The 13156-nt window shown below is 61.5% G+C and carries 6 protein-coding genes; 3 read left to right on the top strand and 3 right to left on the bottom strand.

Annotated features, from left to right (window positions below; translation table 11 throughout):
* Positions 1–122: 122 nt before the first annotated feature.
* Both F8N85_RS15255 and F8N85_RS15250 read left to right on the top strand, forming a co-directional pair.
* Complete coding sequence (locus F8N85_RS15255; RefSeq protein WP_150804394.1) at positions 123–1016, top strand: LysR family transcriptional regulator; 894 nt, start codon at positions 123–125, stop codon at positions 1014–1016.
* Between the two features lie 13 nt (positions 1017–1029).
* The gene (locus F8N85_RS15250) at positions 1030–1632 is read left to right on the top strand and encodes a tRNA-uridine aminocarboxypropyltransferase (protein WP_150804393.1); all 603 of its coding nucleotides are present in this window, start codon (positions 1030–1032) and stop codon (positions 1630–1632) included.
* Positions 1633–1788: 156 nt separating this feature from the next.
* Here F8N85_RS15250 and F8N85_RS15245 read toward each other — a convergent pair whose 3' ends face one another.
* The 3 genes from F8N85_RS15245 to F8N85_RS15235 are packed head-to-tail and all read right to left on the bottom strand — an operon-like array spanning position 1789 to position 6690.
* Positions 1789–3144 (bottom strand): HlyD family type I secretion periplasmic adaptor subunit, encoded by a 1356-nt coding sequence (locus F8N85_RS15245; RefSeq protein WP_150804392.1) that lies wholly within the window; start codon positions 3142–3144, stop codon positions 1789–1791.
* 9 nt (positions 3145–3153) lie between these two features.
* On the bottom strand, positions 3154–5313 hold the full coding sequence (locus tag F8N85_RS15240) for a type I secretion system permease/ATPase (RefSeq protein ID WP_150804391.1): 2160 nt from the start codon (positions 5311–5313) through the stop codon (positions 3154–3156).
* Between the two features lie 18 nt (positions 5314–5331).
* Positions 5332–6690, bottom strand: a complete 1359-nt coding sequence (locus F8N85_RS15235) for a TolC family outer membrane protein (protein WP_150804390.1) — start codon at positions 6688–6690, stop codon at positions 5332–5334.
* A 576-nt stretch (positions 6691–7266) separates the two neighbouring features.
* Here F8N85_RS15235 and F8N85_RS15230 point away from each other — a divergent pair.
* Positions 7267–13137, top strand: coding sequence for a retention module-containing protein (locus F8N85_RS15230; RefSeq protein WP_150804389.1), 5871 nt, complete (start codon positions 7267–7269; stop codon positions 13135–13137).
* The last annotated feature ends 19 nt before the right edge of the window (positions 13138–13156 follow it).

Genomic DNA, 13156 nt, shown 5'->3' with positions numbered 1-13156 from the left:
GCATCAGCCGGTTTACGACTGCTTCGCAGCCGAACGGGGGCAAGCCCCCTCGCCACAGATGTTGTTCGCCACAGTAATCCCCGTAGCCACAAAGGCTTTGTGCGTCACTAATTGGAGCCCCCATGGCCAACGCTTTACCCGACCTCAAACTGTTGCGCATCTTCGTCAGCGTGGTGCGCCATCAGGGGTTTGCCAATGCCCAGCAGGAGCTCAACCTGTCGACGTCGGCCATCAGCACTTACATGAGCCAGCTTGAAGCCGCGTTGGGCCTGGTGCTTTGCCATCGGGGCCGCGGCGGTTTCAGCCTGACCAGCAAAGGCGAGTTGTTCCATCAGGAAACCCTGCGTCTGTTAGCCGAGCTCGAAGGCTTCGAGCAATATGCTGCGGCGCTCAAAGGTGAGTTGCGCGGAACCCTCAACCTCGGGGTGATCGACTCCACCGTCAGCGACAAAGCCCTGCCGTTCGCCGAAGCCATCGGCGCCTACAGCCAGGAGCACCCGGCGGTGCATTTGCACCTGTCGGTCATGAGTCCTTATGAACTGCAGCTCGGCGTCCAGGACAATCGTCTGGACCTGGCCATCGGCGCGTTCTCCACCCGCATGAGCGGACTGGTCTACATGCCGCTGTACCGCGAGCAGCACTGGCTGTATTGCAGTAATCGCCATCCGTTGTTCAGCGAGCGGCGCATCCCCGAGCAAGTCATCACCCAGCAGCGCATGGTCGGGCGCGGTTACTGGAGCCAGGCCGAACTGGCGCGCCATGGCTTCAAGCACAGTGCGGCGACGGTGGAGAGTATGGAGGCGCAATTGATTCTGGTGCTGTCCGGCGCCTACATCGGTTACCTGCCGGAGCACTACGCTCAGGCCTGGGCCGACAAGGGCGATTTGCGCGTGCTGTTGCCGGCGACCTTTGGTTATCAGGCGCCGTTCTCGATGATCGTGCGCCGTGGTCGCAGCCGTGAACCGCTGATCCAGACCTTCCGCGATTTGCTCAAAGCCCAGCTAAACCAGGTCTGATCGGGAGGTCTGCATGTCCAGAAGCCACTGCGCCCGTTGCCTGCGCCCTGAAACTCATTGCCTGTGCCGATTGATTCCGCAGTTGGACAGTCGAACCCGGGTATTGCTGTTGCAGCATCCGAGCGAAGTGAACCATGCGCTGAATACCGCGCGGTTGGCGGCGTTGGGGCTGACCAATGCCGAGTTGATCGTCGGCGAGGTGTTTGAGGATTTACCCGGGCTGCTCAATCAGCCGGGTTATCAGGCGCGGTTGTTGTTTCCGGGGGAGGGTGCGCAACCGTTGCAAGCCTATACCTCGGTGGATCGACCGATGCTGCTGGTGGTGCCGGACGGTACCTGGCGCAAGGCGCGCAAGCTGCTGCACCTCAATCCGCTGCTGGCGGCGTTGCCGCGGGTGACATTGGCCGAGGGCGCGGTGTCCCGTTATCGCTTGCGCAAGGCACCGGGGCCTGGAGCGTTGTCGACGGTGGAGGCGATTGTCCAGGCGTTGCAGGTGCTGGAAGCACCCACTTCGTTCGAGCCGTTGTTGCGGCCATTCGAGGCCTTGATCGAAGGGCAGATTGCGGCGATGGGGGAGGAGGTTTTTCAGAGAAATCATGGTGGGGTGGGGCAGTAACTTTGCAGGTAGGACCGAGTTGCCCCCATCGCGAGCAAGCTCGCTCCCACAGGAGGTCTGCTGTGCATGCAATATTTGTGACCACCACAGATCAAATGTGGGAGCGAGCCTGCTCGCGATAGCGGTGGATCAGTAACCGAAAATTCCAGCCAGCGACTACCGCTCCCGCATCGCCTCGGTCCTGGCCTTGAGCACCGGTTTGAGTAAGTAATCCAGCACGCTTTTCTCGCCGGTGATGATGTCCACGGTGGCGACCATGCCGGGGATGATCAGCAGCGGTTTGACGTCGCCGCCCAGGTGGTTTTTGTCGGTGCGCACCTGGATCAGGTAGAAACTGTTGCCCTTGTCGTCGGTGATGGTGTCGGCGCCGATCAGTTCGAGTTTGGCACTCAGCCCACCGTAAATGGTGTAGTCGTAGGCGCTGAACTTGACCATGGCTTTCTGCCCGGGATGCAGGAAGGCCACATCCTGCGGTCGGACCTTGGCTTCGATCAGCAGGTTGTCCTCCAGCGGCACGATTTCCACCATGTCGCTGCCCGGCTGGACCACCCCGCCAATGGTGTTGATCTTGAGCACCTTGATGATCCCGCGCACTGGCGAGACCACCGTGGTGCGGGTCACCCGGTCATCGATAGCGATGCTCGAGGCGGTGATTTTCGACAGGTCGGTACGTTTTTCGTTGAGCTCCTTGGCAGCGTCGGAGCGAAAGCCCTGCACCGATTCATCGAGCTTGCTCTTGATCTCGTTGATCGCCGATTCGGCCCGTGGAATGGCGAGGGTGGTGGCATTCAATGAGCCGCGAATCTCCACCGCGCTACGTTTGAGCCGAAGGATTTCCACCGGTGACACCGCGCCGGTGCCCACCAGCGGCGCCGACATGTTCATTTCCTGTTGCAGCAGCGCCAGGCTGGAACTGAACTGCCCCTGTTTGGAGCGAAACTCCGCCAGTTCCTGGGTTTTTTGCCGAAGTTGTTCGGTCAGCGTGCGTTGCTCGCTGGCCAGCCGACGTTGCCGTTGTGCAAACAGCGAACGTTCGTCCTCAGCCACTTGCGGGGCTTTGGCGATGACTTCGTCGGAGAGCTTGAAAGGCCGTCCTTCGGCCTCGGCGGACAAGCGCTCGACCTGAGCGATCAAGGCAAAACGATCGGCTTCGCTTTCGCCCTTATTGGACAGAAACCGGGTGTCGTCGAGACGCAGCAAAGTATCGCCCTTATTCACCATTTGCCCTTCGCGCACGAAGATTTCGGTGACGATGCCGCCTTCCAGGTTCTGGATCACCTGAACTTTGCTCGACGGAATCGCCTTGCCTTCGCCCGTGGTGACTTCCTGCAGCACTGCGTACTTGGCCCAGACCACTGCCGTGATAATCAGCGCCGCGGCGATCCATACCGTCATCCGCGACCAGCGCGGCGAATCCTGCAGCGAGGCGCCGGCCACGTCGGGCATGAATTCGCTTTCCGCGCTTTTGCTGAAGCTGTCGAAATAGCCGCGTGAACCTTGTGAAGCAGACATAGGCGACTCCTAGACAGCCGCAGAGCCGACACGGCCCTTGCGCAGTGCATCGATGACCACTTCCTTCGGCCCGTCGGCAACAATCCGACCGTTATCCAGCACCACCAGCCGATCCACCAGGCTGAGCATCGAGGTGCGGTGGGTGACCAGCAGCAAGGTCTTGCCCTTGACCCACCCATGCAGGCGCTGACGCAGGACATCTTCGCTGCTGTTGTCCATGGCGCTGGTGGGTTCGTCGAGCAACATGATCGGCGGGTCGAGCAACAGCGCCCGGGCCAGCAACACAGCCTGACGCTGACCACCGGAGAGCAACTGGCCACGCTCGCCGACCGGCCGGTCAAAGCCTTGGGGATGTTGCCGGGCGAGTTCGGTGACACCGGTCAGCTCGGCGACTTCAAGCATCCTGGAGTCGCTGATATAGCGCGCGCCCAAGGTCAGGTTGTCGCGCAGGCTGCCGGCCAGCAGCGGCAGGTCATGGGCGACGTAACCGATTTGCTGGCGCAGATCGGCGACGTCCAATTGCCGCAGGTCCAGGCCATCGAGCAGCAACTGGCCTTCCTGCGGTGCATAGAAGCCCATCACCAGTCGTGCCAGGGTGCTTTTGCCCGAACCGCTGCGACCGATGATGCCGATCCGTTCGCCGGGTTTCAGGCTGAAACTGATATTGGCCAGGGCCGGGGCGTTTTGCCCGTTGTAGCGGAAGGTCACCTGATTGACGTCCACTGCGCCCTGCAGTTGGGTGCGTTCCAGCGGCCGCTGTTTGGCGTCGCGTTCCTGCGGCAAGGACATCAGCGCATCGGTGCTACGCATGGTCAGTTGGGCTTGTTGGTAGCGGGTGATCAGCCCGGCGATTTGCCCGAGCGGCGCCAGCACCCGGCTGCCGAGCATGTAGGTCGCCACCAGGGCGCCGACGCTGAGGTTGCCGGCGATGATGCTGTAGACCCCGGCGACGATGGTCGCCATGCCGCAGAGCTGCTGAATGAACAAAGTGCCGTTGGTGGCCAGCGCCGACAGGTTGCGCGCATGGCTGTCCAGACGGGTCAGGGCGCCGTGGGTGCTTTCCCATTTGTGCTGGCGTTCGCTTTCGGCGCTACAGGCCTTGAGGGTTTCCAGGCCGCCGAGGGTCTCGATCAGCAAGGCCTGGCGTTCGGCGCTCAGGCTCAGGCTCTTCTGCACCGTGTCGCGCAGGCGGACCTGGATCAGCATGGCGAAGATAATGGTGATCGGAAAAGCCAACAGCGGAATCACCACCAGCCAGCCGCCGAGCAGGCCGATCACCACCAGCATCAGCACGGCGAACGGCAGGTCGATCAGGCTGGTCAGGGTCACGGCGGTGAGGAATTCGCGCAAGCCCTGAAAGTCGTGGATGCTTTGGGCAAACCCGCCGATGGTCGCCGGGCGGGCTTTCATCGACATGCCGGTGATGCGTTCGAACAGGGTGGCGGAAAGGATGATGTCGGTCTTCTTCCCTGCCTGGTCCAGCAAGTGGGCGCGGACCACCCGCAGCACCAATTCGAAACCGGTGCCAATCAGCAGTCCGATGGACAGCACCCACAGTGTCGAGGTTGCCTGGTTCGGCACCACGCGGTCGTAGGTCTGCATGACGAACAACGGCACCATCAACCCCAACAGGTTGATCAGGAAACTGGCGAGAATCGCATCGCTGTACAGCCAGCGCGACAGCTTCAGGGTGTCGCGGAACCAGGCTTCGACCCGCGGCACCAAGGGGGCGCGCAGGTCTTCGAGTTCATGCCGTGGCCGGGCGAACAGTGCCTGGCCAGTGTAATCGTCGGCCAGCTCTTCACGGCTGACCCATTGCTCACCACCCTCGGCTTCGCTCGGCAGAATCAACGCCTTGCCGTCGTCGCCCCAACGCCGCAAGACTGCGCAGCGGCCATGCTTGAGAATCAGCAGTACCGGTAGATTCAGCGCCGAGATCGCTCCCAGTTCCCGGCGCAGCAAACGCGCCTGCAGGCTGGCCCGGGCGGCTGCACGGGGCAGCAGGTCCAGGCTCAGACGCTGCTGGGCCAGCGGCAGTCCGGCGCTCAGACTGGCACGGCTGACGCTGCAGTCGTGCAGTTTGCAGAGGATCAACAAGCCATCCAACAACGGGTCATCAAAGCTCAGGCGCGGATCAACACCAGTGCTTACAGGTTCCATGCTGGTCAAATTGAGCTCTCCTTTTACCTACTTCATTTCTGGCAAACGGGCTTCGCTTCTCACATCCGATGCCGCGATGGCTTCGGCCGGCACCACCACCTTCTCCTTGTTCAGCAATTCGCCCATGTTGGCCAGTACGCGGTACATGGAGAACTCCTCGACGTAGCGCACTTCGGTGTAGCGGCGGTTGGCGTTATACAACTCGTTTTCACTGTCGAGTACGTCGAGCAGGGTCCGTTGGCCCAGGCCGAATTGATCCTGATAGGCCGCTCGCACGCGAGTGGTGGTTTCGGCGTATTCCCGGGCTGTCGGGGTTTGTTTCTTCGCATTGACCATGGCGTTCCAGGCCAGCGTGATGTTCTCGTTGAGCATGCGCAGGGCGTTGTTGCGGATATCCATCGCCTGATTGATCTTGTGCGCATCCGATTGCAGTCGGGCCTTGTCACTGCCGCCCCGGAACAGGTTGTAGTTCATCACCACACCGACTCGCCATTCGTTGTCGTGGCCCTTTTCGCCTTGAATATTGTCGTTGGCGCCAACGGCGGCCTCGGCATCGAAGCGTGGATAGAACGGCGATTTGGCAACCTCGTACTGGCTCTCGGCGGCATGCACGTCAGCCTGTGCCGATTTCAGGTAGGGGTTGTTCTCCAGCATGCTTTGCCGCGCATCCGGCAAGGTCGCGGGTACTTCACCCCTGATCGAGGGCAGGGTTTCCAGTTCATCGGGCATGCGCCCGACTGCGCTGAAGAAGCTCGCCTCAGCGTCGGCCAGGTCGACCTGGGCGGTTTCGTAATTGTTTTCCGCCAGCGCCCGGCGGGCAATCGACTGGTCGCGGTCGGCGTTGCTGCCGACGCCGCGTTCGGTGCGCAGGCCGATTTGGTCGTTGACCCGCAGGTGTGCTTGCAGGTTGTTTTTGGCCAGGGTTACCAGTTCACGGCGCTTGAGCACTTCGAGGTACACCTCGATAGTGCGCAAGGCCAGGCTTTCGGCGGTGCCACGGGTGAAATAAGCCCTGGAGTTGACGACGGATTTGGTCCGGCCGACTTCGTTGGACGTGTTGAAACCATCAAACAGCATTTGCCGCAGACGCAGTTCCGACTGGGTGTAAGTCAGGGTTTCAGTGTTGTGATTACCCAAGGCGCGGGTGTTGGTGTTGTCGCTATAGCCGCGGCCGTAAGCGGCATTCAAATCGACAGTCGGGAAGAACCCCCCCCTGGCAACTTTCACGTCTTCGTCGGCAGACAAGCGGTTGTTTTCACTGGCATGCAGTTCCGGATGATTATCCAGTGTGCTCTGAATCGCTTCAGTCAGTGACATGGCCTGTACCTGATGCGAGCAAGCGATGGCCAGTAAAATCGCGCTGCAGAGGGGTTTCAAAACGCCCATAGGTAACTCTCCCTGATCCTGATGGTGCTGGCAGTCGCCAAAAAAATGACGCTCTTTATCGTTCAAACCGTCTCAGGTTTGTAACATCAGAGCTAAGAACATCTTGGAGAGAAGCTAAGAAGAATTTCTCATAACGCTCATGCCGAAAAAAACTTATGCGCTCTGCTAACTTCCAGCACATTGTTCAAACCAGAGGTCCCGAGCTATAAGCTCTAGGGAGCTTTCTCGGGAATCAGGAAAGTTCAATCCGTTTTTCCAACATAGGGCGGGAAAGTGGTGGAGGGGATGGGGTGACGCGGTTTTTTTGGTGGCGGTTTTTTGACGCTTGCTTGAGAGATCGTGACGCTGCTTTCGCAGGAGGCTGTGCGGGAAGGATGAAGTGGATTTCATCCGGTTTACCCAGCACAAACAGCAAGCCCGCGAGGGATGAGTGAGGCGAGAAGATCGCGACGGAGCGCAGTTTACCTGTGAGTAAACGAGCTGCCAGGCAGATGTCCGCCAAGCAACCCGGTAACGCCATAAGCACTTTCTCCATACAACAAGATGCCGATAGCTGTCGGCGGCGGAGGAATTCAAATGGCAACGCTCATCGGAATCGTCAGTCAGGTGGCCGGTCAGGTTTTCGCTGTTGCGGGTGATGGAGCCCGACGCGCCCTGATCGAAGGGGACCGCTTGTTTGCCGGGGATCAACTGGTCACCGGTGCCGAAGGCGCGGTGGCGGTGAAATTGCAAAATGGCCAGGAACTGACTTTGGGGCGTGACAGCAGCGTGCAAATGACCGCGCAACTGCTGGCGCACCAGGCGCCCCATGTGGACACGCCGGAGGCGGTGACACCCAGCCAGGCGCAACTGACCGATGTCGAACAGTTGCAGAAAGCCATCGCCGCGGGTGACGACCCGACCCAGACCGCTGAAGCCACTGCGGCGGGGCCTGTCGGAACAGGCGGGACCGGTAATGCCGGCGGCGGTCACTCTTTCGTGCTGCTGGAAGAGGTGGCGGGACGGGTTGATCCGGTCATTGGTTTCCCTACCGCCGGTTTCAATGGCATTCCAGAATTCCCCTTGGGACGTATTGCTGGCGACCCGGACAACGGCGGTAACGGGGGGGGCGACCAGAGCCCGGCAATCGTGCCGCCCAACAATCCGGTGAGTCTGACTGGCCTGGCGGTGCAAGGCGGTGAACTGACCCTCAATGAAGCCAATTTGGCTCAGGGCTCGGCGAGCGATCCTGCGGCACTGACCCAAAGCGGTACGTTCAGCATTTCTGCGCCAGACGGGTTGTTCAGTCTGAGCATTGGCGGGATCAACGTAATCAGTGGCGGGGTGGTCGCAGGCTTTCCGCAGTCGATCACCACCCAACTCGGCAATACCCTGACCATCACCGGCTACAATCCGGCCACTGGCGTAGTGAGTTACAGCTACACCCTGATCGGCAACGAAATCCATTCCGCCGCCGACGGCGCCAACAGCCTCAGCGAACAGTTCACGGTCGTGGCGAGCGACAGCAACGGTGACTCGACCACGGGTTCGCTGGACATCAACATCACCGACGATGTGCCCAAAGCGTTCGACGACAGCAATGCCAGCACTGCCTCCGAAAGTCTGCTGACCCTGACCGGCAGCGTGCTCCCCAATGACCTGCAAGGCGCCGACCGCGTGCCGACCGGACCGATCATCGGCGGCACCTTCACCGGTACCTACGGCACCCTGGTGCTGGCTGCCGATGGCACCTACACCTACACCTTGAACACGGCCGATCCGCAATTTGTCGCCCTGCAGGGCGGCGGCAGCGGGACCGAAACCTTCACCTACACCCTGACCGACGCCGATGGCGATACCAGTACCGCGACCCTGGTGCTGCAGGTCCACAACAACGACGATCAGGTCATCATCGACGGGCTCAACGTCGAGGGCAGTGAACTCACGGTCTACGAGCGAAACCTCGGCGACGGCAGTAGCCCGAATGCCGCTGCACTGACCCAAAGCGGCACCTTCAGCGTATCGGCGGCGGATGGTCTGCAGACCCTCACGGTCGGTGGCATCAGCGTGGTCAGCGGCGGGGTGGCCAGCGGCTTCCCGCAATCGATCACCACCGCTCTCGGAAATACCCTGACCATTACCGGCTACAACGCCAGCACCGGAGTGGTCAGCTACAGCTACACCCTGGTCGACAACGAAGCACATGATCCGGGCAACGGCGCCAACAGCCTCAGCGAACACTTCCCCGTGGTTGCCACGGACACCGACGGCAGCACCACCAGCGGTTCGCTGGATGTCAACGTGGTCGATGATCTGCCGAGCGCCGCCAACGACAGCAACGCCGGTTCAGCTTCGGAAAGCAATCTGGTTTTGAGTGGCAACGTGCTGAGCAACGACATCCAGGGCGCCGACCGCGTACCCACCGGGCCCATCACCGCCGGAACCTACATCGGGACTTACGGCACCCTGGTGCTGGCGGCGGACGGTACTTACACCTACACCCTGAATCCCAATGACCCGGACTTCAAGGGCCACGGTGGCGGAAACGATACTGACACCTTCACCTACACCATCACCGACGCCGATGGCGATACCAGCACCGCCCAACTGGTGCTGAAGGTCCACAACAATGACGATCAGGTCACTATCGACGGGCTCAACGTCGAGGGCAGTGAACTCACGGTCTACGAGCGAAACCTCGGCGACGGCAGTAGCCCGAATGCCGCTGCACTGACCCAAAGCGGCACCTTCAGCGTATCGGCGGCGGATGGTCTGCAGACCCTCACGGTCGGTGGCATCAGCGTGGTCAGTGGCGGGGTGGCCAGCGGCTTCCCGCAATCGATCACCACCGCCCTCGGAAATACCCTGACGATTACCGGCTACAACGCCAGCACCGGGGTGGTCAGCTACAGCTACACCCTGATCGACAATGAAACTCACCCAGCGGGGCTGGGTGCCAACAACCTTAGCGAACACTTCCCCGTGGTTGCCACCGATACCGATGGCAGCACCGCCAACGGTTCGCTGGATGTGAATGTGGTCGACGACCTGCCGAGCGCCGCCAACGACTGCAACGCCGGTACAGCTTCGCAAAGCCATCTGGTGCTGAGCGGCAACGTGCTGAGCAACGACACCCAGGGCGCCGACCGCGTGCCCACCGGGCCCGTCACCGCCGGGACCTACGTCGGGACTTACGGCACCCTGGTGCTGGCGGCGAACGGTACCTACACCTACACCCTGAATCCCAATGACCCGGACTTCAAGGGACACGGGGGCGAAAGCGATACCGACACCTTCACCTACACCATCACCGACGCCGACGGAGATACCAGCACCGCCCAACTGGTGCTGCAGGTCCACAACAACATTGATCCGGTCATCATCAAAGGCCTCGACATCGAGTGCGGCGAACTGACCGTATTTGAGCGAAACCTCAGCGACGGCAGCCACCCCAATACACCGGCATCGACCCAGAACGGCACCTTCACCGTCATTGCACTGAATGGCGTGCAAACCCTTACGGTCGGTGGCATCAATGTGGTCAGCGGCGGGGTGCTCGCCGGCCTCCCGCAATCGATCACCACCGCCCTCGGCAGCACCCTGACCATCACCGGTGTTAACGCCAGTACCGGGGTGGTCAGCTACAGCTACACCCTGGTCGACAACGAAACTCACCCGAGCGGGCAGGGTGCCAACGGCATCGCCGAGCACTTCAATGTGGTCGTCACCGATACCGGTGGCAACACGGCGTCGGGGGTCATTGATGTCAACATCGTCGACGACCTGCCGAGCGCCGCCAACGACAGCAACACCGGTACAGCTTCGCAAAGCCATCTGGTGCTGAGTGGTAACGTGCTGAGCAACGACACCCAGGGCGCCGATCGAGTGCCCACCGGGCCCGTCACCGCCGGGACCTACGTCGGGACTTACGGCACCCTGGTGCTGGCGGCGAACGGTACTTACACCTACACCCTGAATCCCAATGACCCGGACTTCAAGGGACACGGTGGCGAAAGCGATACCGACACCTTCACCTACACCATCACCGACGCCGACGGCGATACCAGCACCGCCAAACTGGTGCTGCAGGTCCACAACAACATTGATCCGGTCATCATCAAAGGCCTCGACATCGAGTGCGGCGAACTGACCGTCTTTGAGCGAAACCTCAGCGACGGCAGCCACCCCAATACACCGGCATTGACCCAGAACGGCACCTTCACCGTCATTGCGCTGAATGGCGTGCAAACCCTTACGGTCGGTGGCATCAGCGTGGTCAGCGGCGGGGTGCTCGCCAGCGTCCCGCAATCGATTACCACCGCCCTCGGCAGCACCCTGACCATCACCGGTGTTAACGCCAGTACCGGGGTGGTCAGCTACAGCTATACCCTGGTCGACAACGAAACCCACCCGAGCGCGCAGGGTGCCAACGGCATCGCCGAGCACTTCAATGTGGTCGTCACCGATACCGGTGGCAACACGGCGTCGGGGGTCATTGACGTGAACATCGTCGACGACCTGCCGAGCGCCAGGGCCGACGTGGCAAGCGTCGCCGAGGGCGCAGTGGTCAGCGGCAATGTGTTGTTGAATGACGGTGCCGGCGCCGATGGGTTCAGCCCCTCCGGCGCGGTAATCGGAGTGCGGGCAGGCAGCGATACTTCGACTTCGGTAGTCGGCGGCCTCAACTCGACCATCCATGGTACCTACGGCTACCTGACCCTGGATGCCGCAGGCAATGCGGTTTATCACAGCAACCCGAAGTCGGTGAGCCCGCCGGGGGCCACGGACGTTTTCACCTACACCGTCCGTGATGCCGATGGCGATAAAAGCACCACGACCATTTCTATCGACGTCTGTGACAGCGGGTTCAAAGCGCTCAACGGCCAGGACGTAACGGTCTTCGAAAAAGCCCTGGACCTGAATAAGGACGGTCAGGACCTGGCCGCCGGCAATCTCAACCCGAACGCGCCACCGGTGGTGGTCGATGACCCCATCATCCCCCAAGTGCTGCCCAACAACCCGGTGGTTCCGGGGGACGAGCTGCCGGCCGATGACAGCGATGCCAACGGTGATCCGCTGACGACCGCGCCTACCACGTTAAACACCGGGGGGGCAGCCAAGGGAGCGGAGTTCACGGCAACCAGCCTCAATACCATTGCCTTTTCCGGGGCTGGAGACAACAACGCCAACCAGGCGCTAAACGTCACCCGCGCCTCCTTCAACGCCAACACTGTCGCGATGACCGCGGTGGTGATCGTCAGCGGCTACCTGGGCAAGGTGAGTGGTTCCAACGCAAACGATGAGGGCATGATCAGCGTTGATCTGAAACAGGGCGAGACCCTGAATCCCAAACACAGCCTCGCGGCCGGCGATGTGGGCATGGAGTATTCGTTCAACGGCGGGGCCTTCACCGCGATTGGCAACAACGAAACCTTCACTGCGGGGGCTGACGGGACCTATAGAATCCACGTCACCCCTATCGCCGACGGCCCTGGCGACAGTGGTGCCGGGCTGGAAACCTACACGCTGACCATGACGGTCAACTACGCTGGCGCCCATGACATCACCCCGGACGGCCACGGTGCTTACAGCGCCAACGACAACCACGGCGGCAGCGACAGCGCGGCGGTGGGCATCAGCTCCCAGGAGGGGCATACCCTGGCCGGCACCTCGGGCGACGATGTACTGCTGGCGGGCAGCGGTGACAACCTGCTCAATGCCGGCGACGGCGATGACGTACTCACTGCGGGTTCCGGCAACAACACTCTGCACGGCGAAGCCGGCAATGATCTGTTGTTCAGCGGCACCGGCAATGACCTGCTCGACGGCGGCTCTGGCAATGACACGGTGAGCTACGCCCATGCCCCGGCCGGGGTGACGGTCGACCTCAATTTGCTCGGCGCGCAAAACACCGGGGGCGCGGGCAGCGATACCCTGACCGCGATCGAGAACCTGATCGGTTCCAGCTACAACGACACCCTCACCGGCGACAGCAACGCCAATATCATCACCGGTGGTCTGGGCAACGACGTGCTCAACGGCGGTGGCGGTGACGACTTCCTGATCGGCGGGCCGGGCAACAACAGCCTGACCGGCGGCCAGGGTAACGACACCTTCCAGTGGCTGCACGGTAACAGCGGGCATGACGTGGTCAGCGACTTTACCCCAGGTACCGACAAGCTCGACCTGTCGCAACTGTTGCAGGGCGAAAACGCCACCTCGGCTTCGCTGGACGACTACCTGCACTTCAAGGTCACCGGCAGCGGTGCCTCACTGGTGACCAGCATTGATGTCAGCTCGACAGCGGGCGCCATTGCGAGCCAGACCATCGACCTGGCCGGGGTCAACCTGGCCAGTCACTACGGCGTGACCCCGGGAACGGGCGGGGTGATAGCGGGCGGCGCGGACACCGCCACCATCATCAACGGCATGCTCAACGACCACTCGTTGAAGGTCGATACCGTCTGACCTGAAGCAGCGCTGAAGA

The organism is Pseudomonas fluorescens (genome assembly GCF_902497875.1).
In the GTDB taxonomy this organism is placed as follows: Bacteria; Pseudomonadota; Gammaproteobacteria; order Pseudomonadales; family Pseudomonadaceae; genus Aquipseudomonas; species Aquipseudomonas fluorescens_BR.
The sequence above is the reverse complement of the archived record's forward strand: the minus strand, read 5'-3'. Positions and strand labels throughout refer to the sequence as shown.

Excerpts from the sequence above, each read along its gene's own strand:
- F8N85_RS15255 (WP_150804394.1), top strand. The coding sequence starts at position 123 with ATGGCCAACGCTTTACCCGACCTCAAACTGTTGCGCATCTTCGTCAGC.
- F8N85_RS15250 (WP_150804393.1), top strand. The coding sequence starts at position 1,030 with ATGTCCAGAAGCCACTGCGCCCGTTGCCTGCGCCCTGAAACTCATTGC.
- F8N85_RS15245 (WP_150804392.1), bottom strand. The coding sequence starts at position 3,144 with ATGTCTGCTTCACAAGGTTCACGCGGCTATTTCGACAGCTTCAGCAAA.
- F8N85_RS15235 (WP_150804390.1), bottom strand. The coding sequence starts at position 6,690 with ATGGGCGTTTTGAAACCCCTCTGCAGCGCGATTTTACTGGCCATCGCT.
- F8N85_RS15230 (WP_150804389.1), top strand. The coding sequence starts at position 7,267 with ATGGCAACGCTCATCGGAATCGTCAGTCAGGTGGCCGGTCAGGTTTTC.